This window comes from Candidatus Dormiibacterota bacterium (assembly GCA_035635555.1).
GTDB lineage: Bacteria > Acidobacteriota > Polarisedimenticolia > Gp22-AA2 > Gp22-AA2 > Gp22-AA3.
In genome coordinates, this window is the sequence record DASQAT010000056.1 from 1 (window position 1) to 26,005 (window position 26,005).

The following is a 26,005-nucleotide window of genomic DNA, read 5'->3' on the forward strand; positions in this document are numbered from 1 at the left end:
GCGCCGCGTCCGTTGCGGCGGGCGATCTCGTTCAGCAGGAGACGATTCGGGACGCGCCGCAGGGCCCAGCCCCCCGCGAACAGCAGGCGCACGCCGAAGCGGCGCCCGACGAGAGGCGGCAGCTCGAGGATCGATCCCCCCGGCCGCTCGATGCGGTAGGGATCGCGCGGCCACGCGGGGTCGCCGATGTAGACGATCGGCGCCAGGCTGGAATCGTAGCGGATGCCGGCCGCGATGAGCGCGTCCAGCGCCGCCGTCACGACCCCCGAGGCGCGGCCGCGCCGCCCGGCTCCGGGCGCGCCTCCGAGACTCCAGCGCGGCGCGCGGTAGCCGAGGACCGGCTCCCCCGTGCCCCCTTCGACGGCCCGGCGCGCGGCGATCAGGTCGGCGCGGAACTCCGTGTCGGACATGGGGGCGACCGCCATGTGCAGGTAGCCGTGCACCCCCACCTCGTGACCGCGCTCGTGGATCTCCCGGATCAAGTCCTGGTGGCGCGCCGCGACCCAGCCGACGGCGAAGAACGTTCCCCGCACCCCGCAGACATCGAGGAGATCCAGGAGCGCGCGCGTGTTCTCGACCGCGCGTCCGGGCAGCCGGTCCCACTCGCCGGGCGGGATGATCCGCTCGTCGATGTGGAACCACTCCTCCAAGTCGACCGTCAGGACGTTCGCGATCGCCGCCACGGGACGCCTCGGCCGAATCATACTCGACAGGACGGGCCGCGGCGCCCGCGCGCGGCGGTACAATGCGCCGCATGCCGGCGGGGGTCGATCTCGGATCGTCCAGCGTCAAGGCCGTCCTGGTTTCGGACCGCGGCCGGCCGGGCCGGGCTGCGCGCCGCAGGATCGCGACCCGGCGCGGCCGGGCGGGCCGCGTCGAGCACGACGCCGAGGAGATCCTCGGCGCCTCGCTCCTGGCGTTGCGCGCCGCCATGCCGCGGCGTCCCGAGCCTCTCGACCTCGGGATCGCCACGCAGCGTTCGACGATCCTGTTCTGGGACAGCCGGACCGGCCGGCCTCTCACGCCCGCGTACTCCTGGCAGGACCTGCGCGGCGAAGCGCTGTGCGAATCGATGCGGCGAGCCGGACGGCTCGACGACGCTGTCGTGGCGCGCACGGGTCTGAGGCTCACGCCCTACTATTCCGCATCCAAGCTGGCCTGGGCCCTCTCGCATGTCAGGGGGCTTCGCCGTCTCGTGGCGGCGGGTCGGGCGCTGTGGGGCACGCTCGGCACCTTCCTCCTCTGGCGCCTCGGCGAGGGGGCCTCGTACGCGATCGATCACGCGAACGCGCAGCGCACTCTCCTGTTCGATCTCGAGACCCTGTCCTGGGATCCGGATCTGTTCGAGGCCTTTGGCCTTGCGCCCCTCCTGGACGCTCCGGCGCTGCCCGCGCTCGTCCCCACGACACTGGCGACGCCCCTGCATCTCGCGGTGGCCGGACGGGCCCTGCGCCTGGGCGCGATGACGGGAGACCAGCAGGCGGCCCAGATCGGCCTGGGCTGCAGGGCCGAAGGGGTCACGACAATCAACTACGGTTCGGGAGCATTCGTGCTGATCAGCACCGGCCGCAGGCTTGCGCGCGTCCCGGGTCTCCTCACGACTCTGCTGACGTCCTGGGGAGATTCGGGAACCGAGGGGAGGACGGCCAGGCGTTTCGCGGTCGAGGGACCGGTGAACGCCGCCGCGACCGCGATCGACTGGGCGATCAAAAGGTTGAGACTCCGGCTGCGGACCCGCGACCTGGACCGCTTCCTGGGCGCCGACGACGGCCGGCCGCGCACGGTCCATTTCCTGCCCGCGGTCGCCGGTCTGGGGGCGCCCCGCTGGGATACGACCGCCAGGCCGCGCTTCGTCGGGGACACGCGCGGCGCCTCGCCGCGGTCCCTCCTGCGGGCCGTGGTCGAGTCGGTCGCCTGCCGCTGCGCGGAGATCATCAGGGTCGCCGAGCAGCACGCGGCGCCGGGCCGGGTCCCGGGCGGCGCCGCTTCCGCCTCCGGACCGCTCCCCGTCCTGGTGGCCGGCGGCCTGACGCGGTGCCGGACGCTGCTCCAGGCGCAGGCCGATCTCCTGCAGCGTCCGATCGTCGTGCGCGAGTCTCCCGATGCCACCTGTCTCGGGGCCGCCCTGCTGGCGCGAAGCCCCGCGCTGTGGTGGGGGGACGGCATCGCCGTGGACGCCGGCGGTGGCGGCAGGAACGTCACGTGGCCGCGCCTTTCGCCCGACGAGGGGGAGAGGCGCTACCTGGACTGGGCGACCGCCGTTTACGGGACCGAGGGGGTGACGCGCCCCGGCGTGGCGGCGGCGCGGGCTTCGAGATAGGGGCGGACGGAACTCTCGAAGACCGGTCCCCGGGTCGCGCCCCAGAAGACCCGGGCGATCGAGCCCTGTCTGTCGATGAGGAGTGTGATGGGGGCGATCGGCGCCCGGCCGTAGTCGTCGTACACCTTGCGATCGGCCACCAGGACAGGATAGGGAATCTTGTAGCTGTCGATGAATCGCCGCAGCATCTCCCCGCCGTCCTGCGGCATGATCAGAGGGTCGGTGTTGATTCCCAGGACGACCAGACCGCGTTCCTTGTACGCCTCGTACAACGCGATCAGATCGGGCGTCTCCATGCGGCAGGGAAAGCAGCTGGAGTACCAGAAGTTCAGGAGGACCACCCTGCCGCGATAGTCGGACAACTTGACGGGGACTCCCTTCATGTCCTTCAGGACGAGGGGGGGCGCCGGTTTCCCGACGAAGCGCTTCAGATAGGCGTCCTTGAGGGGCGTCTGCGCGCCTGCGATCGAGAACGGGGCCAGGAGGCTCGCTGCGAGCAGAAGACCCGCCGCACGGCTCCTCATGCCGCGGCCGCCCGTCCCGCCTCGCGCAGGCGCGCCAGGACGAAGTCACGCTCCAGGAAGGCGAGGAACCAGCCGGCGCGCGGCCCCTTGGGCTGTCCCAGGAACGCCAGGTAGATCGCTTCGAAGGCCGCCGTCGTCTTCTCCATTCCCACTTCCTTCGCGACCTCATAGATGAGCGCGTGGATCTCCTCGCCGCTCATCCCCTCGCGCAGGCCCTCGGCAAGGCGGGAGAGAAACGCGCGCTGCGACGGTTCGAGAGCGCGCGCCGCCATTGGAAGGGCGCGCTCGACCGAGAACTTCACGTCCTCGGGCGCGAACTCACGCAGCCAGCGGATGGCATAGCCGGCCCGCTCCTTGAGCGCCTCCGGGTCCGGGACCGGGTAGCCGTTGCGCTTCAGGATCACGACCGCCTGATCCAGGTCGAAGTCGGCCATCTGCACCACGTTCACCAGGTGCCGGAACGGCACTCCGACCGCCTGGAACCGGCCGGCCTCAGAGAGCTGCAGGGCGCGCGGGTCGCGGCTCTGCGAGGTGGCGTCGTCGAACTCGTCGATCAGCGACAGGAGCGGCAGGCCGGGGTCGAATCCGATCGAGCGCATCGGCCGGGTCTTGACGATGAGATAGCGCAGCACCTCGGGTGGCAGGACTTCGAGCATCCGGTGGACCGACAGGATGTTCCCCTTGCTCTTCTTCAGCTCCCCCTTCCCCTTGAACGAGATCCACTCGTAGGTGATGGGAAACGGCGGAGGGGCCTTGAAGACGTCCCGGCAGATGAGGGCGCCGGTGTCGTACGAGCCGCCGCGCGTCGCGTGGTCCTTGCCGAACGGCTCGATGGTCACCGGGATCCGCGCCCAGCGGGCGGGCCAGTCCACCCGCCAGGTGAGCTTGCCGCCCCCCTGCATCGACACCGTGCCGCGCCCGCCGCATTTGCAGACGTAGTCGACCGTCAGGTTCTTCTCGGAGAACCCCTTCACGATCGTCTCGGTCATCCTGCCGCACGCCTGGCAGATCGGGTTGAACGGGCTCCACTCCGGCTCGACCTTGCGACCCGTGCACTCCTGCAGGATCCGGGCGATGACGTCCCGCCCCTTGAGCGCCTGGAGGATCTGCGGCACGAGGATCCCGGACTTGTACATCCGATCGGCGTAGTAGACCTTGACCTGGATGCCGAGCGTCTCGAGCGACGCGAGGAACGGCTCGAGAAAGTGGGACGCGTAGGATTCGTGCTTGCCGCACGGGCAGGGGAATTCCGAGAGCGGCTTGCCGATGTGGCCCGAATAGACCGCGGCGTCCAGGAACGGATAGACCTTCCGGAGAGGGTCGAAATTGTCGGCCACGTAGTTGAGCGTCACCTGGACACCGCGCTCCGTCAGGACGCGGTAGATGACGTCGGCGGTGATCACCTCGCGCAGGTTGCCGATGTGGATCTCCCCCGAAGGCGAGATCCCTGTGGAGATCTCGTGCGGGCCGGGACCCTGCTTCAGGATCTCGTCGGCGATCTCGTCGGCCCAGTGTCTTTCGCGAACGTGGACCATGACCCCCTCAGCGCGGCGCCGTCCCCGCCACCAGGCGGAAATGCACGGCGATCACGTCGTCCATGACCAGCCAGAGGAAGCGCGGGATCGGAATCCGGAAATCGCTGTAGGTCAGATCGGCGTTCCCTTCGGCTGTCAGGACACCGCTATCATACCGGATCGTCGCCGGGACCATGAGCGTCCTGTCGACCCCGTGCAGGCTGAGGACGCCCTCGACCAGCGCCTTTCCGGATCCGACCCGGATCGACGTCGACTTGAAGACGATCTCCGGGAAGCGCTCGATCTCCAGGTGCGTGTTGCGCATCTTGCGGTCGCGCAGACGATTGCCGGTCTCGAGCGAGACCGCCTGCACCCTGAGGACGGTCGAGCCTCCACGCGTCAGATCCTGCGGGTCGAACGTGACCTCCCCCTCGAACCGCCGGGCCGTGCCTTCGATCGTCTCGCCGGGGCGGCTGATCGTGAAGCTCAGGCTGCTCGCCTGCGCGTCGAGGGGAAGCGTGATCTCGCCGGCGGCCGCGGCCGGTGCCATGCAGCACACGACCAGAAGCGCAGCGACCCCGGTCCTCGCCCCCTTCACCGCCCGCCCCCCGGGACGAAGCGCCGCCGGTCTCCCATCGCCGCCGCGTACTCGGCACGGGCCAGGAGCGCCCGCTCCTCCGTGAGGACGCGCGCCCGGAGGAGCGCCAGGAACAGGACCGCGGCGGCCGAGGCGGTGATCCAGGCTCCCCCGGCGAGCGGCAGCGCCGTCACCTCGACCAGGACCGCGACGTAGTTCGGATGCCGCACGTGGCGATACGGACCCGCGGTGACGACGCGCAACGGTCGCGGCAGGATCACGCGCATGGTCCACAGATCTCCCAGACTCCGGATCGCCCACAGCTTGAGACCCTTGGCCGAGAGGAACAGGACGACCATCGCGGCCGCGAACGGCGCGGGTGGGTGTCTGCCCAGGACGACATGCTCGGCGATCGCCGCGGGAAAGACCGCGATGTAGACAGGCACCATCAGGCGGTAGACCCAGGGGGCCACTTCCTCGGCCCCCGACTCCAGAAGACGCGTCTCATGACCCAGTGCGTGCAGACGCTCCAGGATCGCCGCGAGCGCGGCCGCGGCGACGAGCGCGATGTAGCCGATCGACGTGGCTTCGAGTTCGTGCATGGGATGACAGGATACCGCGCCTCGCCACCGGACAGATCGGGCCGGCCGGGGGCCGGCGATGTCCGGGAGCGTGACACGACGCGGAGAGGCGCGCGCACGTCTCGCCTGAAAGACCCGCCCAGCAAGGAATACAGGATAATCGATCGCATATTTCGGTTGACTTGGCGCCGGCGCGTCGTATACTCGGGGCCGACATCCCGCCCCGCACTTTTTCGCGATCGCTTCCCCGCCCCCAGGAACGAGGTCCCCATGAAGGTCGATCCCCTGGCGCACGGGCCGACGCACCTGACCATCCTGCCGACGTACCGTTGCACGGCCGCCTGCGCGCAATGCTGCTTCGAGAGCAATCCGCACGTGCAGGGACGCATTCCGATCGAGCGCATCCTCGACTACATCGACCAGGCGGCCGGCGACTTCCCCAGCCTCCGGCTGGTGGTCTTCTCGGGCGGCGAGTGCTTTCTCCTGCGCCAGGATCTCGACGCGGCGATCGAGCGCGCCACCAGCCGCGGCCTGGCGACGCGCTGCGTCACCAACGGCTACTGGGCCACCTCGCCGCGGGCGGCGCGCGAGCGCATCCTTCCCCTGTACGAGGCGGGACTCACCGAGCTCAATTTCTCGACCGGCGACGACCACCAGAAATTCGTCCCCTTCGAGCGGATCGTCCACGGCGCCGTCGCCGCCGCCGAGTCCGGTATCCGGGCGCTCATCGTCGTCGAGGGGCGCTCGGGCGCCCGGTTCACGATGGAGCAGGCCCTCGCCGACCCGGTCCTCGCCGAATTCATGCGCACGAGCCCGGCCCGCTCCTCACTCGACCTGCTCAACAACATCTGGATCCCCTTCCAGGACGACGTGGAGATCGCGCAGCCGGAGGGGATCTATCGGACGCGCGAGCGGCTGGACCGCTTCCAGGGCTGCGACAACGTGATCGAGAACCTGGTGATCACGCCCGACGAGAAGGTGGCGTCGTGCTGCGGCCTGACCTTCGAGCACATCCCCGAGATGAAGATCGGCGACGCGCGCCGGACCCGCCTGCGCGATCTGTACGACCGCCAGATGGAGGACTTCCTGAAGATCTGGATCCGCGTGGAGGGTCCCGAGAAGATCTTCTTCTTCGCGACGGAAAAAGACCCCGCTCTTGCCTTCCCGGACGGCGCGACGCATCCCTGCCAGACGTGCGCCGCGCTGTTCCTGAACCCGCGCGTCCGAAAAATCCTGGCCGCACATTACCTCGAGAAGGTCCCGGAGGTGATGTTCCGCTACCAGATGATGCGGACGCTGGAACGGCGCTCCGACCCGAGCTTCGCCCCCGCCCGGCAGGACGCGCCCCCGGCACCGGACGGCGGCCCGCCGCGTGTCGGGTTCGGATCGTGACGGTCGTCTGGCGAAATCACAGGGGGTTCCCATGAAGCGCAGGACGTTTCTCAAACGCAGCTCGATCGGTCTGTCGGCCCTCGTGGCCGGCGTCGCGGGACTGAAAAATGTCTCAGGCTCGGGGCCCGGCGCGGGCCGGGTGTACGGCGTGCCCGAAAGTGTCAGACCGCGCACGCCTCTCCAGCACGATCTCCTCAGGCTGTCGATGAGCCGCACCGACGTTCCGCCCGAGGCCTGGAGGGATGTCGCAGCACTCAGCCTCCTGGCGCAGGACGTGTTCGACAATCCCGATGTCGCCTCGGCCTTCCACCGCGACCCGCAGAACTACCTGAAGGCGGTCGGCCTCGACGACGTGAGGCTCGACCCCGAGGCGGTCGAGGTGAAGGTGGCGCTGGCCCTCGGCGATCCGGATGTCCGCTCGGCCATCGACCGGGATGACCCGCGCGCCTTCGTGCAGGCCCTGGAAGGACGCGGTCTCATCCGCTCACCGGAGCCGTCCGTGCTCGCGCAGCGGATCGGCTCGCAGCTCGAAGGTCTCAAGGGGCGCCTCGACACCAACCCGGTCCCCGAATCGTGCACGGCCGTCGCCATCTGCATCGCGGCCGTCTGGGTCTGGGTGGCCGTGATCCAGGACGCCGTCGTGGCGGTCGCGGTGGCGGCCGTCGTGAGCCTGTACGCCTACGCGCTGATCTCGACCAGCGCCTACGGGGGCGGGGGCGGCGGGCGCCGGCGCAGGAAGGCACGGCTGTCGACGGCCCTGGACCACAACCCTTCGTTCAGGCTGGCCGGCGCACTCGGAGGCCCCGAGTTCGGCGATCGGGTGGCCGAGTCCTTCGTTGAGGAGAACGTCGAGCGGATCGCCTCAGCGGTCGAGACGCTGGAGGCCTACCAGAAAGCAGGGGTCCTGCCCCCCGAGCGGCTGCGCGCGCTCCTGCGCTCCCAGATGCTGCGCCAGCTCCAGGGGAACGCCGTGGACTTCGAGGCGCCCCTCTCATGAACGCCGTCTCCTCCCCTCCGGCCGATCCGATCGTCCGGGCCTGCGGGACCGGCCGGTTCGTCCCGTACTTCCGGAACCGGCCGATAGGCTCCGAGACGGTCCGGGCTGAGGCCGGGGCGAGCGGCCGCATCCGCCTCCGCGCCGAGACCGAGATCGCGATCCATAGGTTCGATCTCCGGCAGACGGTCGTGGCCGAATTCGCGGCCGACCTGCGCCCGCGCTTTTGCACGGTCGAGGCCGTCGTGAACGCCCGACCGTTCTCTCTCGAGCTGGAGGTGGAGCGCGACAGGGCCGTGGTGGCGTCCCGGTCAGGAACGGAGCGGCGATCCGCCCTCTGCGACGTCACGCGCCCCCCGCTGCTCCTGGTCGACAACTGCTTCGCGTCTCACGCCTTCGCGGCGCTCGCGGCGGCGCGCCACGCTTCAGCCATCGACGCGTTCCTGTCGCTGCCGGCGTGCGAGGAACTCCGTTTGACCCGCCCCGGCGTGCTCAAGGTCCTTCTCGGGGGGCGCGAGTTCGGCCCCCCGGCGCTCAGCCTGCACCTGACGCCGGACCTCGACGAGCACGCCTGGCTCCTGGGGGACTGGATCGAGCGGCTGGTGATCCCGCAGACGCAGATGCGCATAGAATGGATGGCAAATCTTCCGCCACCTGGAGGGCACTCATGACGGACACGGCCCTGTTCTCGGCTCCCTGGGACCAGAAACTGACCCTTGTGACGGTCGCGGGCTCGACGCTGCTTCTCCTGGGCGCGACGCTCGCGGTCTGGGTGTCGCTGACGATGGTCCCGCCCGGCCCCGGTCGCCTCCTGATTCTGGCCGGCGGCGTGCTGTCGCTCGGCGCCTTCGTCTTCGGCGCGCTCCTGGCGCCGCGCGGCTACACCGTCGCGGGGGATCGCCTCACGATCGATCGCCTTCTCCGCCCCGTCGAGATCCCCCTGGCCGCGATTCGATCGGTGGAGCTCCTGTCATCCGACCGCCTGGCGGGCTCGTCGAGGACCCTCGGGTCCGGAGGGCTGTTCGGCTACTACGGTCTATTCCGCAACCAGGCCCTCGGCAGCTACCGGATGTACGCCACGCGGGGGGATGGCTACGTGCTCGTCCGCGCCGCGCAATCGTTCGTCCTGACACCCGATAGCCCCGAGCGGTTCATCGAGGCGATCGAGCGCCGCCGCGGTCCTTCGGGCGGGTCGTAGGAGGATGGCATGAGAGGGTTCTCGAATCTCGCGTGTCTCGCGCTTCTCCTCGTCGCGGCAGGGCGGGCCGGGGCGGCCGACCGGAAGCAGCCGGCCGACGATCTGCAGGGAATCGCCGGAGGGTTCGTCGATCTTCTGGCGGCCGGCGATTTCGCCGCGGCGGTCAAGCGCTTCGATCCCGCCATGACGGCCGCCCTGCCGGCGGACAAGCTGCGCGACGTCTGGAAGAGCCTCAACACCCAGGCGGGCGCCTTCCAGAAGCAGACCGGGACTCGGGTCGCGAAGGAGTCGGGCTACCAGGTGGTCTTCGTCGCGTGCACGTTCGAGAAAGCGGTCCTGGAGGCGAAGATCGTGTTCGACGGCTCGAAGCGCATCGCCGGGCTGTTCTTCGTACCGCCGCCGGCGAGATCGGAATACACGCCGCCGGCGTACGCCCGGCCCGGGGCCTACGGCGAGGCCGACGTGCGCGTCGGGAGCCCGGACTGGCCGCTGCCGGGGACGCTGTCGACCCCCGCGGGGCAGGGGCTCGTTCCGGGGGTCGTGCTGGTCCACGGCTCCGGTCCGCTCGATCGGGACGAGACTGTCGGCCCGAACCGGCCGTTCCGTGACCTGGCCTCAGGGCTGGCCTCGCGCGGCATCGCGGTGCTGCGCTACGACAAGCGGACGAGAGTCTACGCGGCCCGGTTGCAGGCGGAGTCCGATCGGCTCACGCTCAACGAGGAGACCGTCGCCGACGCGGTGGAGGCGGTGCGGCTCCTGCGCGGAAGCCGCCGTGTGGACGCTTCCCGCGTGTTCGTCCTCGGCCACAGCCTGGGCGGGGTCGCCCTCCCTAGGATCGCGAGACTGGAGCCGGGGATCGCGGGGTTCGTCATGCTGGCCACTCCGAGCAGGCCCCTTCAGGAAGCCTACCTCGAGCAGATGGCCTATCTCGCCGCGCTCGACGGTGTCACGACCCCCGAAGAGCGCGCGCGGCTCGAAACGATACGGCATCAGGTCGAGCGGGTCGCTGCGCACGATTCCACGGCCGCCTCCGGCGCGGACCGGCCGGATGACCTTCCGCTCGGGCTCGGCCGCACCTACTGGGACGATCTCGCACGTCACGACGCCGGCGAGGCGGCGACTCTTCTCAGGGGGCCCGTGCTCGTGCTCCAGGGGGGGAGGGACTACCAAGTGACGCGGGCCGACTTCGAGGGCTGGCGGCGGCTCCTCGCCGGACGCACCGACGTCGCGTTCAGGATCTATCCCGCCCTCAATCACCTGTTCATGGAAGGGGAAGGGATGGGAACGCCGGACGAGTACCTGGTCGCCGGCCACGTCGCTGCCGAGGTCGTCGAACAGATCGCGACCTGGGTCAAGGACCGGCCGGCCGCCACGCCCGCGCGCTCCTGAACGACCCGGGGCGGCCGACCCGCCGCCCTATGCGCGTATCAGTCGCGCCAGGAAGGCGGGGCGCAGGACCTCCGCCGCGTCCGTCGTGTCCCCCGTGACGCGCGCGAGGAGATCGGCCAGGGACGGGTCGCGCCGCAGCCGGCGCGCGACCCAGTCGGTGAGCCGCGGGCTCTTCAGAAGTAGCTGAAGCAGTCGGTCGAGCCACAGACGGGAGCGGAAGAGGCGGCGTCGCTCCGCCTCGTACGGCTCGAGGGCGCGGCGCCCGGTCCGCCCGCGCACGAGGGCGCCGTCCAGGATCTCCGCCGCGAGCTCGGCGCCGCGCAGCGCCATGCCGATCCCCTCCCCAGTGAACGGGTCGTAGAATCCGGCAGCGTCTCCGACCAGAAGGACCGCATCGTCCACGCACCGGGCCGCACGGCAGGCCAGCGGACCGGTGGCCCACGGACCGGCCGCGATCTCGGCCCCCTCCAGGCGAGCGCGGGTGAGTGGGTGGGAGGCGAACCGCTCGCGCAGGAAATCGGCCAGGTGCGCGCGCCCACCCGTCACGCGTTCCAGATCGCCGCGATCGACCACGACACAGGCGTTGGCGAGACCTCCGGGGAGAGGGTTGATGCCGCAGTAGCCGTACGGCGTGACGATCATCTCGCCGTGATCGACAGGCACCCTCGCCCCGCGGACGTGGGCCATCACCGCCCACTTGCGATGCCGGGGCTCGGGGCGTCTCAATCCGAGCCGGCGGGCCACGAACGAGTTGCGGCCGTCCGCCCCGACCAGGATCCGGGCGCGCAGCACCTCGCCGGCCGTGCCCCTCCGCACGGTCACCTCGAACCCGCCCGCGGCCGGACGCTGCAGCGATACGACGCGCGTCCCCTCGAGGACCACGGCGCCGCTCCGCCGCGCCCCTTCCAGGAGCACGCCGTCGAGGTCGAGACGCCGCATCGACAGGCCGCGAGCGTCCCCGGCGTAGCGCCCCAGGACCTCAGTCCCGTCCGGGGAGACCACCGCCATGCCGACGGGACGGCGTGGGGCGAGGAGGAGGATCCCGTCCAGCACCCCGAGGCGCGCAAAGATCGGGAGGGCCGACGGCGGGACGTACTCGCCGCAGATCTTGTGGCGCGGGAAACGTGCGGCGTCGCACAGCGCTACGGTGCGGCCGGCGCGCGTCAGGAGAGTCGCGAGGGTCGACCCGGCCGGTCCGCCGCCGGCGATCACGACGTCGAACGACTGGCGGCCGGTCATTGATCGGTCGCGCGCAGGACGATCGCCGAGTTCTTCGAGCCGAAGCCGATGCAGTTGCACAGGGCCAGGCGCGGGCGCGCCGCGCGCGCCCGGTTCGGCACGTAGTCGAGATCGCACTCGGGATCGGGTGAATCGTAGTTGATCGTCGGCGGCAGGAAACCCTCCCGCATCCCGAGGATCGTCGCCACGACCCCCGCCGCCCCGCTGGCCCCCTGCGCATGACCGATCATCGACTTCGTCGCCGAGGCCGGGACCCCGCTCGCCCGCCCTCCGAGGAGGCTCCTCACGGCCATCGTCTCGACGCGATCGTTCTGCCGGGTCGAGGTGCCGTGCAGGTTGATGTAGTCCACCTCCTCCGCCGGCGCCCCGGCGGACAGCAGCGCCAGCTCCATCGCGCGCGTCGATTCGGCGCCTTCCGCGCTCATGTGGACCCGGTGGTGCGCGTCGCAGGTCGAGCCGTACCCGGCCACCTCGGCGTAGACGCGGGCTCCGCGCCGCCGCGCGTGCCCGTCGTCCTCGAGGACCAGCATGAAGGCTCCTTCCCCGAGGACGAAACCGCTCCGGTCGCGGCTGAAGGGGCGCGAGGCCTTCCCGGGACGATCGTTCCAGCCGGTCGCGGCGGCGCGCATCCGGCAGAACCCCTCCATCATTCCGAGGGTGATGCAGGCCTCCGCCCCGCCGGTCAGGACGATCGGCTGATCGCCCCGGCGCACGGCGTGCAGGGCGTAGCCGATCGCGTCGGTGCTGCTGGTGCAGCCGTTGCTGAGGACGTGCGACGGGCCGGCGAACCCGAAGCGGATGCTCAGCTCGCTGCTCACCATCCCGATGACGGAGGACGAGATGGCGAATGGATTGACGCGCCTGATCCCGTGTCGGTAGTACCTTTCGTACTGGCGCTCGGCGAAATCGGCGGCGCCCGCGCCGGTGCCGATCACGACGCCGACGTCGCCGCGGGTGCCTTCGGGCGGGTCCACCGGCAGCCCGGCGTCGCGCAGCGCCTCCTGCGCGGCCACGATCGACAGCGGCACGATCCGGCCGACGCGCGGCAGGTCCTCCGCGTCGAGGTGTGCTGACGGATCGAATCCCGGGACCTCGGCCGCCACCTGGCAGGGCAGGTCGTCCGGATCGAAGAGGGTGATGCGCCGGGTGGCGCTCGCTCCCTCGCGCAGGCCGCGCAGGTACGCATCCACTCCGAGGCCGAAGGGGGAGACGACGCCGAGACCGGTGACGACGGCGGCCATGGCGATCGAGTCTATCACCCGGCCCGGGAGTCGGCGACGCGCGCCGCGGACTCCTCCCGGGCGCGGAGCGCTTCCCGCAGGCAGTCGGCGCCCAGAAGGACATAGAACGGCGCGTACTCCACCACGCGAATCCACGGGTACGGCTCCAGCGCACGGCCGGCGGCCCCCAGGTTGACGTACGCCAGGGAGACGAGGCCGGTGAGGAGCAGGAAGGGGCGCGACGGGAACAGGCAGAGCCACGGGAGCACCCACAGGAAATACCAGGGGTGTGCGGTCGGAGACAGAAGCAGGGCCGCGGCGGTCAGGAGAAAGCAGCCGCGCAGCGGGTCGGCGCGCCTGAGCCAGAGCCCGACGGCGAACACCAGCAGGGCAAGAGCACAGAGGCCCTTCGCGAGATCGACCGGGTAGACGTAGGCGTACAGACGGTCGAGTCCTCCCGTGTGCGGGATGCAACTCCGCGTCCAGGCAATGGCGCTCTTGAGTCGCGGTGTCGGATCGAGTGCGTCGATCGCGGCATAGACCAGCGCGAACAGCGACTCGTTCGCCAGCCAGCGATCGGAGTAGGCTCGCAGCCCGGCGAAGAGGCGCCGCCCGGCGGCGTGGAACGGCCAGTACGCCGCGATCAGCAGGGTCGGGACGAGCAGCAGAGAGCGGGCCCGGACCGAACGCAGAAGCGGCGCCATCAGGACGAGCGGGAACAGCTTCACGAGACCGCCCATCGTGAGGGCCAGGGTCGCGCGGTGTTCCCTTTTCTGTATAATCGCTCGGGCCGCCAGGAGAACGAACAGGATGGCGGCCGGCTCGAGGTGGCCACTCCAGGCCGTCTCCGTCACCGCCAGCGGATTCCAGGCATAGATCAGCGAGAGCACCGGCGGCCGACCCCGCGCCCGGAGAAGAGCTCGCAGGGCGACGATCACGAGCAGGTCCGCGACGATCACGAGGAGCTTGATGCCGTAGACACCGGCCTGGAGCGCCGCCCCCGCCGCGAACAGCGCCTGCGCCGCCGGCGGATAGATCGTCGGGATCTCCGCGTGCTCGATGCGCGCGATCTCCTTATCGTCCGGGGACGCCGCGACACGCGAGGCGGGCGTCTCGAGAAACGGATTCCCGCCGGACAGCGTGACGCGGCCGTCCAACAGATAGCGGTACAGATCATGACTGAGGGCCGGGGGAGCGGCGAGAAATGTCAGCCGGAACAGGCACGCGAGTCCGAGGACGAGAGGACCCGCCCCCTCGCTCTTCCCCCGGAGCGTGTCACGGACCGCGAGGAGGTAGAGGAGGAACACGACGAAGTACAGGACGAGGAAGAAAGAGGTGCGGCCGGGAGCGGGTTTCGCCGCGAGCAGGAGGAGGAAGCCGCACTCCATCGCCAGTCCGAAGACGAACAGACGGGAAAGGGACCGCTGCAAGGTCCGCGCATCGTAACAGAGGCCCCGGCGACCCACAAGTGAGGTGCCCCGCGTGACCGTCGTCCTTGGCACGATCGTCGCGGCCTACTACGCGACGCTGCTCCTGCTCTCGATCTACGGCGCGCACCGTTATTCCCTGCTGCGTCTTTATCACAGGCACAAACCGTCCGACACGCGCCCCCCGCCGCCGCTCGACCCGCTCCCCGTGGTGACAGTGCAGCTTCCCGTGTACAACGAGCGCTACGTCGTCGAGCGCCTCATCCGCGCCGCCTGCGCCCTCGACTACCCTGCCGATCGCCTGGAGATCCAGGTGCTGGACGACTCGGCGGATGACACGCAGCGCCTCGCGGCGGACACCGTTGAATCGATGCGCCGGCTCGGGCACGACGTCGTGCACCTGCGCCGCGGGGGCCGCGAGGGGTTCAAGGCCGGGGCGCTGGCGTACGGTCTGGCGCGCGCGAAGGGAGACCTGATCGCGATGTTCGACGCCGATTTCGTACCGCCCCCGTCGTTCCTCCTCGACCTCGTGCACCACTTCGGCGACCCGCGCGTCGGAATGGTGCAGGCGCGCTGGGGGCACCTCAATCGCGAGTACTCGGTCCTGACCCGCATCCAGTCGATCTACCTGGACGGGCACTTCGTCATCGAGCACGCCGCGCGGCACCGCGCCGGCTGCTTCTTCAATTTCAACGGCACCGCCGGAGTCTGGAGACGGGCCTGCATCGAGTCGGCCGGCGGCTGGCAGTCCGACACCCTCACCGAGGACCTCGACCTGTCGTACCGCGCGCAGCTCAAGGGATGGGAGTTCGTGTTCCTGCCGGACGTCACGGCCCCCGCCGAGCTGCCGGCCGACAACGACGCCTTCAAGACGCAGCAGCACCGCTGGACCCTGGGTTCCATCCAGTCGGGCCGGAAGATCCTGCCGCGGCTCCTGCGCGCGCGCCTTCCGCTCAAGGTGAAGGTGGAGGCGTTCTTCCACCTCACCAACAACAGCGCCTACGCCCTCATGCTGCTCCTGGCGATCCTCATCGTGCCGGCCGTGCTCGCCCGCCGCGCGCTGGGCCTCGACGGGCTGGTCTACATCGACCTGCCGCTCTTCCTCCTGTCGACCCTCTCGATCTCCATCTTCTACGTGTGCGCGGAGCGCGAGGTGCACGAGGACTGGCTGACGAGCCTGGCCTACCTGCCGTTCCTGATGTCCCTGGGAATCGGGCTCAGCCTCAACAATGCGCGCGCGGTCTGGAGCGGCTGTTCCGGGAGACGCGTCGAGTTCCTGCGCACCCCGAAGCACAGTCTGCAGGGGACGGACGGGGACTGGAGCCGTTCGTCCTACCGCGGGCTCCGCCGACGCGGCTGGACGGCCGCGGAAATGCTCCTGGGTATTTATTTCACCGCCGCAAGCGCCTGCGCCATCATCACGGGGAATGCGTCCGTCCTTCCCTTCTTCCTCCTGTTCCAGATGGGGTACCTCTACACCTCGTTCCTGTCGCTCGCCCAGGCACTGCGCCGGCGTCTCGAGTCGGCGGCCCTTCTCCGAGCCTTGCGAGAAGCGGAGAAGAAACGCCTTGACGCCGACCCCGGTGCGGCGTAGATGAGTGCGCGACACACATCACTCGAACCCGTCATTCGCTGATCGTCCATCGCCGCCCCCCGGTCTGAGCCGGTTGCAGCCCAGGGAGGGACTGTGCTGCCGCTGCGGACCATCGTCGCTCCCGGTATCCTGGCCTGCATCTTCATCTGTCCCGCCGGTGCTTTCGGCGTGCCGCTCGTTTCCGGCCCGGCCGGCTGCGCCCTGGAGCTGCGGGCGCGCGACGCCTCCGGTAACACGATCCTGATGACGGTCGCCTACGCGCTCGATCGCCCCGGTCTGGTCCTGGCCTCCCTGTCGGCCGCGGCGCGCCTGCGGACTCAATGGCAGCGCCTGCAGACGGTGCCCGATCCCGGATCGGCGGGGCCGGGGGATGGCCCCGCCCCGATCGAGGTGACCGAGGTCCTCCTCCAGGACCCGAGCCGGGATCTGGTGCTCCTGCGCGCCCCGGGGCTCGCGGCGTGCGGCGGAGAAGGGGACGGTGCCGAGGACGAACAAGCCGCCCCGGCGCCCGCCCCGGCAGAAGGGGACACGCTCGTCGGCCTGCGGGACCGCGACGGCTACCGGCCGCGCGTCTTCCAGGCGCGTCTCGACAAGATGATCGCCCTGGGGGCCGGCCCCGGGCTCCTGCGCGTCCGCATTCCCGACGGGGGCGGCGCGGGATCAGGTTTCCTGTTCGACCGTCACCACCGTCTGTTCGGCTCCATCCTGCCGCCTCCCCCCGGCGGCGATCGATTGTTCGCCTGCGCCGTGCCGATCGATCGCAGCGAGATCGACGTCGCCGCGTCCGGCCCCGGTCTTCCGGTGCCGGACGCGCTGGCGCGCCCCGCGGACGACTTCTCGCGCAGCGCCGCGGGGCTCTGGGCGCAGGCGCTCCTCCTGACGCGCGACGACCAGGCGGATCGGGCGCTGCACCTCCTGGACGACGTGGCGCGTATTTCGGGAGATTCCGATGTCCTGATGCTGGAGCGCGGCGGCCGCCTGTTCCGCATCGGCAGGACCGATGCCGCCATCGCGGACTTCGAGCGCGCCGCTCGGCTCAGCCCGCGCCTGCACCTCGCCCGGTTCAATCTCGGCGTGGCCTACGGCACGGCCGGCCGCTACGAGGACGCGATCGACTCGTTCACGCACGCCCTCGAGATCGAGCCGCTCCACGCGCAGACCCACTTTCAGCTCGCGCTCGCGCTGATGGCGACGCACCGGGCCGAGGGGGCGCGACGCGAATGCGACAGCCTCGAGAAGATCGATCCGGCGCTGGCGCGCGATCTGCGCGCCGCGCTGCCCTTCTGAGCCGGCCGCCCCGCCGCCCGATCACAACTCCGTAATACCGCTCCGACAATCCTCGTACCTCCCTTGCGTTCGCCCGCACGGACCTTATATTGCGATTGCGTGATTCCCGAGGCCCGTCGATGGCCCGGAGAATCGGAGCACGCCCCGTGCGTCGGCGACGACGTCGCGTGGCGGCGTCGATTGACGGAGTCGGAGGGAGATGATGACAAGGACAGCCTTCTCGTGGGCGGCGCTGCTTCTGCTCGTCCTGGCCACGGTGACGCCCGCCCTGGCCCAGGAGCTGACGACCGGCACCATCTCGGGCAAAGTCAGCGATCCCACCGGCCGCGGCATCCCTGGCGCGGTGATCATCGCGACCTCCCAGTTCGGGACACGGACCGCGGAGACGGACGCGAACGGCGCGTACATCCTGCCGTTCCTGCGCCCGGGGACCTACACGGTCCGGGCGGAGGCTCCCGGCGGCTTCACCACGGTGATCCGCAATGACGTCGGAGTCGGTCTGAACCAGAAGACGAGCCTCGACTTCACCCTCGAGCCGGGCAAGACGGAGACGGTCACCGTGAGCGGCCAGGCGCCTCTCGTCGACGTCACCTCGACCTCGACAAGCACCAACATCAAGTACGGCGACTTCGCCAACTCGGTCCCGCTCGGCCGCGCGTTCACCGACACCTACGCCGTGGCGGCGGGCGTCGTGAGCGGTCTCGGGACCGGCGACGGGAACTACTCGATCAGCGGCGCCTCCGGCCTGGAGAACCAGTACCTGATCGACGGCGTCAACATCACGAACACGGGCTACGGCGGAATCGGCGCCTACAACATCAATTACGGATCCCTCGGCACCGGCGTCACGAGCGAGTTCCTCGACGAGGTGCAGATCAAGACCGGCGGGTTCGAGGCGGAATACGGTCAGGCTCTCGGCGGGATCATCAACACCATCGTCAAGTCGGGCACCAATGATTTCAAGGGGAGCGTGTCCTTGTACTCCAGCCCGAGCATGCTGCAATCGTCCCGGCAGCTCGTGAAGCTGGACGCCGGCACCTCCAACGTCGTCAACGAGAATGTCCAGGACTTCGCCTTCAGCGTGGGCGGACCTTTCGTCAAGGACAAGCTGTTCTACTTCTTCGCTTACAATCCGGTCCTCACGACGCACAGCGTGACCGCCCAGCCTCTGTCCGACCCCGCCTTCATCGCCGCCAGCGCGGGCGTTTCGGTGTTCGACGAGACCTCCGCGACCGGGTTCAACGCCCCCAACGCAGTGGCCTTCCCGTCGGCGGGTCGCGAGTTCGACCGGAAGCGCACCGCCAACAACTACGCGGGGAAAATCAACTGGCAGGCGTCCCCCAAGCACCAGGTCGAGTTCTCGTTCTTCGGCGACCCGGCCACGGGCGCGGACGGCCCGCAGCGCGGCAGCGCGGTGCGGTACGGTGACTTCGCCACCGGCGGCGGCGAGAGCGAGATCAAGTTCGGCTCGAACAACCAGACCCTGAAGTGGAGCGCCGTGTTCACGCCGCGCTTCTTCATGGAGGCGCAGATCGGCCACCACGCCGGGACGTTCCGCGAGACGTCGGCGCTCGACCAGTACTCCTACACCGACCTCAGGAACACGCTCGAGTTCTTCCGCGGCGCCGACAGCTACGACCCCGGCGGCGGCCCCGTGCCGCTCACCCTGTCGCCCGTGGCCGAGCGCCGCGGCGGCGTCGGCTTCATCTCGAACCAGGACGACAAGGACACGGCGTATTCGGTGAAGATCACCGAGGTCTTCGGCAAGCACGAGGTCAAGTACGGCGTGCAGTACGACGACATCTCGTACAAGGACACCGCCACCTACACGGGGCCGTCGTTCAACATCCAGCTGCCGGTGAGCGATCCCGCCACCGGTGCGCCGGTTGACGCCGATCTGAACGGGATCCAGGACACCGTCTCCGTGCCGACCCGCGGGGGCGCCCTCGTCAGCGTGCGCAACGGCATCGGCACCGACGTGGCGGTGGCCTACGACAGCGCCAATCGCTTCCGCGTCACCCGGGCGCAGCTCGGGCCCGAGCTGCCGCCCACCACGGCAAACGAGATCGCCGGGTTCGTGCAGGACACCTGGCAGGTCCTGCCGCGCGTCACCGTCAAGGCCGGCGTGCGCCTGTCGACCGAGTCGGTCCAGGGGGCCGGGTCGTTCACGCTGCCGTTCGGGACGCAGAACATCACCCTGGGGGGCGTGACCAGCCGGATCTTCACTCCGGGAACCTCGAGCTACACCCCCGACTCGTACGTCTTCGCCGGCAACCTGGCGCCGCGCCTCGGCGTGAGCTGGGACGTCCTCGGTAACGGCAAGAGCCGCGCCTACATGAACTGGGGCCGGTATTTCGAGAGGATCCCCAACGACTTGGCGATCCGGGCGCTGAGCAACGAGGTCGGCATCAGCCGCCAGGAGTTCAGCGACCGCGACTTGACGACGCCCCGGCTCGGCGGCCCCACGGGCAGCTGCTCCGACGGCGCGGGCGGCTCGACCACCTGCCAGCCGCTGGCGGGAGGAGTGTTCACCCAGGGAGTCGACAAGACCAACGTCGTCTCCGGCACCAGGCTGCCTTACGAGGACGAGCTGTCGGGCGGCTTCGCCTTCGAGGTGACTCCCAACTCATCGTTCGAGGTCCGCAGCATCTACAGGACCCAGGGGCGCGCCCTCGAGGACGTGCAGGTCAACGCCATCGAGCAGATCCAGAACTTCTACTACGGCACATCCTACGGGTATCCGTACGACCCGTTCGGCGGCGTCAACGGTGTCGACCAGGGCGCGGGGACGGGGGCCAGCGTGAAGTTCCCGGCGACCACGTTCGGCTCGTACGAGCTGGCCAACCCCGGGACCAAGAACGTGCCGAAGGGCGGGCTGTTCAATTTTCCCAAGCCGCAGCGCCGCTACAAGTCGCTGGAATTCATCTACACCAAGCGGTTCTCCGACAACTGGTCCGTGTACGCCAACTACCGCTTCGCGCGGCTGATCGGGAACTACGAGGGCCTGTTCCGGAACGACAACGGCCAGAGCGACCCGAACATCACGTCCCTCTACGACTTCCCGAACTCGCCCCTCATGTCGGGACAGTTCAACGCCGGGCCGCTGCCGTCCGACGTCTCGAACGTCCTGCATGTCTACCCGTCGTACCAGTTCGCCAACAAGCTGCGTCTCGGAGCCAACTTCTCCTGGGCGTCCGGAGTGCCGCGCACCTCGATGCTCGCGCACCCGATCTACCAGAACTCGGGAGAGATCCCCGGGATCAACCCGACCTACGCGTACTGGGCCGATCCGGGCACCGGTTCCGAGCTGCGCAAGACCAAGAGCCTGGGCACGGCGCTCGCCGACCCGGACCTGCTCCCCTTCGGCGGTCCGTTCCTGTTCTCGTACGACCCGGTCAAGAGAGGCAACCTCGGGCGGACACCGGATCTCGTGACGCTCGACCTGCACGCCGACTACCCGATCCAGTTCGGGAAGTCGAAGATGAGCGTGATGCTCGACGTGTTCAACGTCTTCCAGAGCCAGGAGGCGACGCTCTACGACGACAACGTCGAGCTCACGGCGGGCGTCACCGACCCCGACTTCCTCAAGCCGATCCAGTACCAGGCTCCGCGACAGTGGCGCCTGGCGGCCCGCTGGGATTTCTAGAAGCTCGCCGCACCTCGGTACCTCCTGATTCGGACGGCCCCCGCGAGGGGGCCGTTGTACTGTCCGGCTCTCGTCGCGCGGACTCCGTCTCCTCTATACTCGAAGCGTGACCGCCGCGCGCAACACCACGACCCCGGCGCAACCCACCGGTTCGTACCCCCGAAGACGGGCGTTCCCGCGCCGCGGCGCCCTCCTGGCCGCGCTCGCGGCCGTCGCCGCAGTCCTCGGCGCCGCCTCCATCCTGCGCGTGCCCGAGGGGATGCTGGGGATGACCGGCGGCAGGCTGCACGGGGCGGGCTTCGGCTTCCGGCCGCCGTTGGCGCCCGTCCTGCTGTTCCCCCTCTCCGGTCGCCTCGACGGAGTGGATATCGACAGGCGGACCGAGGAAGGGGCCGCGGTCCGCGTCCGTCTGTCGTTCGCCTACCGGATCGATCCCGGAGCGCTCGCGGGAGGTGCTGCGGAGATCGAGTCGTCCGGACTGCGCGGCCTGGCGGCGTCCCGCGCCGGGACGGCGCTCGATCCGATGCCGCTGGCGGCGCTCTTGCCCGCCGACCCTTTGCAGGGGAGCGCTCCCCTGCCGCGATCGGCGAGTGTTGCGATCGACCGGTCGCTGCGCGCCGCGGGGATCGAGCCCCACGACCTGTTCGCGCGGATCGGTCCGCCGGGCTCGTTCGCCGAGGCGGCGCCGACGGCGGAGCCGACCGGTCTGCGCGTGCTTCTCATCGGTCTCGACGGCGCCGACTGGGACACGATCGATCCGCTGATGCGGGCCGGCCGGCTGCCCAACCTGGCGCGTCTCGCGAACGGCGGGGCGCACGGTCCGCTGCGCTCGTACGATCCGATGATCTCACCCCTGTTGTGGACGACGATGGTCACCGGGGTCGGTCCGGACGTCCATGGAGTCGCCGATTTCCAGGCGATCGACGACGCGACCGGCCGGCGCGTGCCGATCACCAGCCGTTTCCGCAGGGTCAAGGCGCTGTGGAACATCCTGGGCGACGCCGGCAAGTCCAGCGCCTTCGTCGCCTGGTGGGCGTCGTACCCGGCGGAGAAGGTGGACGGCGTCCAGGTCTCGAACCTGGTCGTGTTCCAGACCCTGCGGCCCCGGCCGCCCGGTGCCACGGCACCCGCCGGCCTCACCTATCCGCCCGGCTACTTCGACGAGGTCCTGCCTGCTCTGCACACCGCCGCGGACCTGACGTACGAGGAGGTCGCTTCGATCCTGCACATCGACCGCGCCGAGTACGAGGCGGCGCTCCACGAAGTTCTGCAGCCCGCCGCCACCGACGACGAGAAGGAGACTCGGAAGCTGGCGCAGCGGCCGGTCCCGCTGGCCATCTCGATCCTCGCCGGATCGAAGAACTACGCGGCCATAGCCTCGAACCTCGTCGCGCGGAGGATGGACCTCACGGCGGTGTACTTCGAGGGGATCGACATGATGGGCCACCGCTTTCAGCACTGCATGGCGCCGCGCCTGGCGATCTGCCCCGAGGAGGACTACCGCCGCTACCGGGACGCCGTCGCCGGTTTCTATGTCAAGCAGGACGAGTTGATCGGCCGCATCGTGAAGGCGGCCGGTCCCGGGACGACGATCATGGTGGTGTCGGATCACGGCTTCAAGACCGGCGCCGGCAGGCCTCAAAATGTCTTGCCGTACACGACCGAGCAGCCGGTCGAGTGGCACCGCGAGAACGGCATCTTCATCCTGATCGGACCCGGGGCGCGTCCCGGTCCCCTGGCGCCGCGCGCTACACTGTTCGACATCGCGCCGACGCTCCTGTACCTGGTCGGCCTCCCCGCTTCGGAGGAGATGCCCGGTCGCGTCCTGCTGGAGGCGATCGATCCGGCCTTCGTGGCGGCCCACCCGGCGCGCACGATCCCCTCCTACGAGCGCATCGGGGCGCCGCGCGAGACGACCGTCGTCGCCTCGGGCCAGGGCACGCGCGAGGCGGAGGAGGAGCTCCTCGCCAACCTGCGCGCCCTCGGCTACATCTCCGGCGACCCGGCCGGCGGGGCGCACGCGACCGGTCCCGAGCCGGAGGAGGCCGCGACCGGCCCGGGTGGAAAGGACGTGCCGGCTTCGGCCGGTGTCGGCGGTTCCCCCGGGGGCGGGACGCCCACGGCGGGCGCTTCGAGCGGTCCCGGCGCCACGACGCAGGTGTTCTATCACCGCAACCTCGCGACCTATTTCATGAAGCGGCGCGACTACACGCAGGCGGCGGAGCAGCTGCGTCTCGCCAACGAGCGCCAGAAGCTGCCGAAGAACTACCAGCTGCTGTCCGAGGCGTACCTCGGACTGGGCCAGCACGACCTGGCGCTCGGCGCCCTCGAAGAGGGGCTGCGCACCATGGAGTCGATGGATCCCGAATCCGTGCTTTGGATGGTTCAGCTGGTCCTGTCGCGCCCTGGCGGCCGCGACATCGCATCCGACATCGCCCGGCGCTGGGCGGCGCGCACCGCGAAGCGACCCGGCCTGGACGACGCGATCGCCGGCCTCCTCGCCGAGGACAGGGGCGGGAGGGAGGCGGCCATGGCGCTCTACGCCAAGTCGCTCCAGGCCGACCCGGCCCGCGTGGTCGCGGCACAGCACCTGTTCGCCCTGCTGCCACCGGGAAAGCGCGGGATGCTCGAGCCGATCCTGAGGCGCGCGCTTCTGCGCGACCCGCGCATCGACGAGTTCCACAATCTCCTCGGAATCCTCCTGGCGGGCTCGCGTCGGGCCCCCGAGGCGCTCGAGGAGTTCCGGCGCGCCGAGGAGCTCGACCCCGAGAACCCCCGCTTCCTCGCGAACCTGGCCGGGGCCTTCGCGCAGCTGCAGCGCTGGGACGAGGCCGCCGCCGCGTACGAGCGCGCCTGCGCGGCTTCGCCGTCGTCGGCCCTCTATCTCAAGCTGGGATCGGTGTACAGAAGGCTGGCTCAGCCCGAGCGGGCGCTCACCGCGTTCCGGCGGGCGCGCGACCTGGGGGACGACGGGAGCGCGCCGTTTCTGGGAATGGCGCTGGCCAAGGCCGAGATGAACCGGGTGGATGAAGCGATCGACCTGGCGCGGCAGGGACTGGGGCGGCATCCCGAGGACGCGGCCCTGCGCTCGGTCTACGACGATCTCGTCAGGAAGTCACGTAGTCCAGGATCGCCTCCTGGTCCGCCTGGCTCAGGTCGATGAACTCGATGCCCGCCTGAGGGGCCCCTTCCGGGGTCTTCCCCGCCCGCACGACCTTGGCCTTCACCTTGACCTGGGATCTCGTCCCGGGCAGGTAGAACTCGAGCTCCAGGACCGATCCGACCGAGATGGCTGTCGAGGTCTCGAGCAGGAGCCCCTTCTCCCCCAGGTCCTTCGCCTGACCGATCACCTGCCGGGAGGCGTGCGTGCCCGTGACGTTGAAGACCACCGTGATCCGCTTCGCCTCGCGTTTCTTGATCGACAGGATGCGCGCCACGATCCCGAGAAGCTCGTCGGGCTTCTCCGGCTTGATGACGAACTCCGTGCACCCGGCCTTCAGGCAGCGCTCCCGGTTCTGCGGCGTCCCGGTGGCGCTCATGATGATGATCGGCGTCGCCTGCAGCACCGCGACCTTGCGCATCGCCGCGCAGGCGGCGACACCGTCCATCTTCGGCATCTCGAGGTCGAGCAGCACGAGGTTGGGCTGGCGCTTCTGGGCGATGTCCACCGCCTCCTCGCCGGAGGTCGCGGTGAGGACCTCGAAGCCGCCGCGCTGCAGGTAGGATTTTTCGATCTCGAGGAAGAACTTCAGGTCGTCCGCGATCAGGACCGTGACCTTCGCCAAGCGCTTCTCCCGCGGTGCCGGGCGGAGGCTACCACGCGCTCGAAGAGGGTGTCAACGCGACGAATCGCGCGACGCGGCCGGCGCGATGCGGTCGGCGTGATCGTCCAGAAGAAGCACGTCGATCGTGGATCCGGCAGGCAGGACAGCCGTCTCCGAGGGGACGATGGCGAGGGCGTTCCCGCGGGCGCAGGACACGAAATCCGCGGAGCCGGTCGTGGGCAGCACCTCGACCTCGTACACGCCGCCCGACCACCTGGCCCGTGCCTGGTAGTAGCCGGCGCGGCCGGGGTGCTGGCGGACGGGGGTCTTCAAGATGCCGCGCACCGGCGCGGCGGCCGGATCGGGACGCCCCATCATCCGGCGCAGTGCGGCGCGCCCGAAGACCTGGAAGATGACGTAGGTGGAGACCGGGTTGCCCGGGCAGCCGAAGACCAGCGTGGGGCCGCGGCGGCCGAACGTGAACGGCTTGCCCGGCTTGATCGCCACTCTCTCGAACAGGATCTCGACCCCGAGCGAGCGGAGCGTCCTGCCGACCAGGTCGTGCGTGCCCATCGACACGCCGCCCGAGAGAACCAGAACGTCGTCGCGCAGGCCATCCTCGATCATCCCCCGCAACGCCCTCTCCTCATCGGGGGCGATCCCGAGATACCGCGTCACGACACCGGCGCGGCGCGCGAGGGCGCGCAGGAGCGGGCCGTTGCTGTTGCGGATCCGACCCGGACCCGGCGCAATCTCCGGCTCGACGAGCTCGTCGCCGGTCGCCACGATGGCGAGACGCGGCAGGCCGCCGACCTCGATCGTGGTGCGGCCGCAGGACGCCAGGACACCGATCTCCCCCGGGCCGATGAGCCCGCCCGGACGCAGGAGGACGTCGCCGGCGCGCACGTCGACGCCACGGCGCGCCAGGTTCGCCCCCGGCCGTACGGCGCCGAGCGGCCGGATCGCCGTCGCGTCGCCCGCCGCCGGCACCGTCTCCTCGACGATCAGGACGGCGTCCGCGCCCGGCGGGATCGGGGCCCCGGTCATGATGCGCGACACCGTGCCCGGCGTGACCGGGCGCAGGGCCGCGGGATCCATACCGGCCGGGATCTCCTGCACGACACGAAGGGGCCGGCCCCCGTCCTGAGTGTCGGCGGCGATCACTGCGTACCCGTCCATCAGCGACTTGTCGAAATCGGGGTAGTCGTGGTCGGCGCGGATCTCCTCCTGGAGATATCGCCCGAGGGCGTCGTCCATGCCGACCCGCTCCGAGGGCAGGACCGGCGCGGCTTTCAGGACGATCGACAGCGCGGCATCGACGGGCAGCGGGTCCGGCATG

At 70.0% G+C, this 26,005-nt stretch carries 20 protein-coding genes; 10 read left to right on the forward strand and 10 right to left on the reverse strand.

Going from position 1 to position 26,005, the window contains the following annotated elements; genetic code table 11:
* Positions 1-683, reverse strand: a 683-nt coding sequence (locus tag VEW47_16950; GenBank protein HYS06872.1) for a polysaccharide deacetylase family protein, incomplete at its 3' end; no start/stop codon positions are given.
* 62 nt (positions 684-745) lie between these two features.
* On the opposite strand from VEW47_16950, the gene VEW47_16955 reads away from it, so the two are divergent.
* On the forward strand, positions 746-2,320 hold the full coding sequence (locus VEW47_16955; GenBank protein HYS06873.1) for an FGGY family carbohydrate kinase: 1,575 nt from the start codon (positions 746-748) through the stop codon (positions 2,318-2,320).
* Here VEW47_16955 and VEW47_16960 read toward each other — a convergent pair.
* Genes VEW47_16960 through VEW47_16975 form a run of 4 tightly spaced genes read right to left on the reverse strand, consistent with a single transcriptional unit; the run spans position 2,263 to position 5,537 of the window.
* Positions 2,263-2,844 (reverse strand): TlpA disulfide reductase family protein, encoded by a 582-nt coding sequence (locus VEW47_16960; GenBank protein HYS06874.1) that lies wholly within the window; start codon positions 2,842-2,844, stop codon positions 2,263-2,265. The genes VEW47_16955 and VEW47_16960 overlap by 58 nt on opposite strands.
* Positions 2,841-4,379 carry a lysine--tRNA ligase gene (lysS, locus tag VEW47_16965; protein ID HYS06875.1) on the reverse strand — a complete coding sequence of 513 codons (1,539 nt, stop codon included), beginning with the start codon at positions 4,377-4,379 and terminating at the stop codon, positions 2,841-2,843. The genes VEW47_16960 and lysS overlap by 4 nt, the downstream gene beginning before the upstream one ends.
* A 7-nt stretch (positions 4,380-4,386) precedes the next feature.
* Complete coding sequence (locus tag VEW47_16970; protein HYS06876.1) at positions 4,387-4,956, reverse strand: YceI family protein; 570 nt, start codon at positions 4,954-4,956, stop codon at positions 4,387-4,389.
* Positions 4,953-5,537, reverse strand: coding sequence for an isoprenylcysteine carboxylmethyltransferase family protein (locus VEW47_16975; GenBank protein HYS06877.1), 585 nt, complete (start codon positions 5,535-5,537; stop codon positions 4,953-4,955). Before VEW47_16975 ends, VEW47_16970 begins: the two co-directional genes overlap by 4 nt.
* Before the next feature lie 249 nt (positions 5,538-5,786).
* Between VEW47_16975 and VEW47_16980 the strand changes: the two genes are divergently transcribed.
* Genes VEW47_16980 through VEW47_17000 form a run of 5 tightly spaced genes read left to right on the forward strand, consistent with a single transcriptional unit; the run spans position 5,787 to position 10,489 of the window.
* Positions 5,787-6,908, forward strand: coding sequence for a radical SAM/SPASM domain-containing protein (locus VEW47_16980; protein ID HYS06878.1), 1,122 nt, complete (start codon positions 5,787-5,789; stop codon positions 6,906-6,908).
* A 31-nt stretch (positions 6,909-6,939) separates the two neighbouring features.
* The gene (locus tag VEW47_16985; protein ID HYS06879.1) at positions 6,940-7,905 is read left to right on the forward strand and encodes a hypothetical protein; all 966 of its coding nucleotides are present in this window, start codon (positions 6,940-6,942) and stop codon (positions 7,903-7,905) included.
* The gene (locus VEW47_16990) at positions 7,902-8,573 is read left to right on the forward strand and encodes a hypothetical protein (GenBank protein HYS06880.1); all 672 of its coding nucleotides are present in this window, start codon (positions 7,902-7,904) and stop codon (positions 8,571-8,573) included. Before VEW47_16985 ends, VEW47_16990 begins: the two co-directional genes overlap by 4 nt.
* Positions 8,570-9,100 (forward strand): PH domain-containing protein, encoded by a 531-nt coding sequence (locus tag VEW47_16995; GenBank protein HYS06881.1) that lies wholly within the window; start codon positions 8,570-8,572, stop codon positions 9,098-9,100. The genes VEW47_16990 and VEW47_16995 overlap by 4 nt, the downstream gene beginning before the upstream one ends.
* A gap of 9 nt (positions 9,101-9,109) precedes the next feature.
* On the forward strand, positions 9,110-10,489 hold the full coding sequence (locus tag VEW47_17000) for an alpha/beta fold hydrolase (protein HYS06882.1): 1,380 nt from the start codon (positions 9,110-9,112) through the stop codon (positions 10,487-10,489).
* Between the two features lie 27 nt (positions 10,490-10,516).
* Here VEW47_17000 and VEW47_17005 read toward each other — a convergent pair whose 3' ends face one another.
* Genes VEW47_17005 through VEW47_17015 form a run of 3 tightly spaced genes read right to left on the reverse strand, consistent with a single transcriptional unit; the run spans position 10,517 to position 14,378 of the window.
* On the reverse strand, positions 10,517-11,728 hold the full coding sequence (locus VEW47_17005; protein HYS06883.1) for an NAD(P)/FAD-dependent oxidoreductase: 1,212 nt from the start codon (positions 11,726-11,728) through the stop codon (positions 10,517-10,519).
* Positions 11,725-12,969: a beta-ketoacyl-[acyl-carrier-protein] synthase family protein gene (locus VEW47_17010; GenBank protein ID HYS06884.1), complete on the reverse strand. Its 1,245-nt coding sequence runs from the start codon at positions 12,967-12,969 to the stop codon at positions 11,725-11,727. Before VEW47_17010 ends, VEW47_17005 begins: the two co-directional genes overlap by 4 nt.
* Before the next feature lie 14 nt (positions 12,970-12,983).
* On the reverse strand, positions 12,984-14,378 hold the full coding sequence (locus tag VEW47_17015; protein HYS06885.1) for a hypothetical protein: 1,395 nt from the start codon (positions 14,376-14,378) through the stop codon (positions 12,984-12,986).
* A gap of 52 nt (positions 14,379-14,430) precedes the next feature.
* On the opposite strand from VEW47_17015, the gene VEW47_17020 reads away from it, so the two are divergent.
* From VEW47_17020 to VEW47_17035, 4 genes are all read left to right on the forward strand, one after another.
* Positions 14,431-15,969 carry a cellulose synthase family protein gene (locus VEW47_17020; GenBank protein HYS06886.1) on the forward strand — a complete coding sequence of 513 codons (1,539 nt, stop codon included), beginning with the start codon at positions 14,431-14,433 and terminating at the stop codon, positions 15,967-15,969.
* 93 nt (positions 15,970-16,062) lie between these two features.
* Positions 16,063-17,256 carry a tetratricopeptide repeat protein gene (locus VEW47_17025; GenBank protein ID HYS06887.1) on the forward strand — a complete coding sequence of 398 codons (1,194 nt, stop codon included), beginning with the start codon at positions 16,063-16,065 and terminating at the stop codon, positions 17,254-17,256.
* Between the two features lie 199 nt (positions 17,257-17,455).
* A complete protein-coding gene (locus VEW47_17030) occupies positions 17,456-20,902 on the forward strand; it encodes a TonB-dependent receptor (protein HYS06888.1) in 3,447 nt (1,148 codons plus the stop codon).
* Between the two features lie 106 nt (positions 20,903-21,008).
* Complete coding sequence (locus tag VEW47_17035) at positions 21,009-24,065, forward strand: alkaline phosphatase family protein (GenBank protein ID HYS06889.1); 3,057 nt, start codon at positions 21,009-21,011, stop codon at positions 24,063-24,065.
* Here VEW47_17035 and VEW47_17040 read toward each other — a convergent pair.
* The gene (locus tag VEW47_17040) at positions 24,010-24,687 is read right to left on the reverse strand and encodes a response regulator (protein HYS06890.1); all 678 of its coding nucleotides are present in this window, start codon (positions 24,685-24,687) and stop codon (positions 24,010-24,012) included. The two genes, VEW47_17035 and VEW47_17040, sit on opposite strands and share 56 nt — an antisense overlap.
* A gap of 51 nt (positions 24,688-24,738) precedes the next feature.
* Entirely contained in the window at positions 24,739-26,004 is a 1,266-nt protein-coding gene (gene glp / locus VEW47_17045; GenBank protein HYS06891.1) for a gephyrin-like molybdotransferase Glp, read from the reverse strand.
* Between the last annotated feature and the right edge of the window lies 1 nt (position 26,005).

What these genes read in the sequence shown, in the direction of transcription:
- VEW47_16955 (HYS06873.1), top strand. Translation starts at nt 746, where the DNA reads ATGCGCCGCATGCCGGCGGGGGTCGATCTCGGATCGTCCAGCGTCAAG.
- VEW47_16960 (HYS06874.1), bottom strand. Translation starts at nt 2,844, where the DNA reads ATGAGGAGCCGTGCGGCGGGTCTTCTGCTCGCAGCGAGCCTCCTGGCC.
- lysS (HYS06875.1), bottom strand. Translation starts at nt 4,379, where the DNA reads ATGGTCCACGTTCGCGAAAGACACTGGGCCGACGAGATCGCCGACGAG.
- VEW47_16975 (HYS06877.1), bottom strand. Translation starts at nt 5,537, where the DNA reads ATGCACGAACTCGAAGCCACGTCGATCGGCTACATCGCGCTCGTCGCC.
- VEW47_16980 (HYS06878.1), top strand. Translation starts at nt 5,787, where the DNA reads ATGAAGGTCGATCCCCTGGCGCACGGGCCGACGCACCTGACCATCCTG.
- VEW47_16985 (HYS06879.1), top strand. Translation starts at nt 6,940, where the DNA reads ATGAAGCGCAGGACGTTTCTCAAACGCAGCTCGATCGGTCTGTCGGCC.
- VEW47_16990 (HYS06880.1), top strand. Translation starts at nt 7,902, where the DNA reads ATGAACGCCGTCTCCTCCCCTCCGGCCGATCCGATCGTCCGGGCCTGC.
- VEW47_16995 (HYS06881.1), top strand. Translation starts at nt 8,570, where the DNA reads ATGACGGACACGGCCCTGTTCTCGGCTCCCTGGGACCAGAAACTGACC.
- VEW47_17000 (HYS06882.1), top strand. Translation starts at nt 9,110, where the DNA reads ATGAGAGGGTTCTCGAATCTCGCGTGTCTCGCGCTTCTCCTCGTCGCG.
- VEW47_17005 (HYS06883.1), bottom strand. Translation starts at nt 11,728, where the DNA reads ATGACCGGCCGCCAGTCGTTCGACGTCGTGATCGCCGGCGGCGGACCG.
- VEW47_17010 (HYS06884.1), bottom strand. Translation starts at nt 12,969, where the DNA reads ATGGCCGCCGTCGTCACCGGTCTCGGCGTCGTCTCCCCCTTCGGCCTC.
- VEW47_17030 (HYS06888.1), top strand. Translation starts at nt 17,456, where the DNA reads ATGATGACAAGGACAGCCTTCTCGTGGGCGGCGCTGCTTCTGCTCGTC.
- glp (HYS06891.1), bottom strand. Translation starts at nt 26,004, where the DNA reads ATGCCGGACCCGCTGCCCGTCGATGCCGCGCTGTCGATCGTCCTGAAA.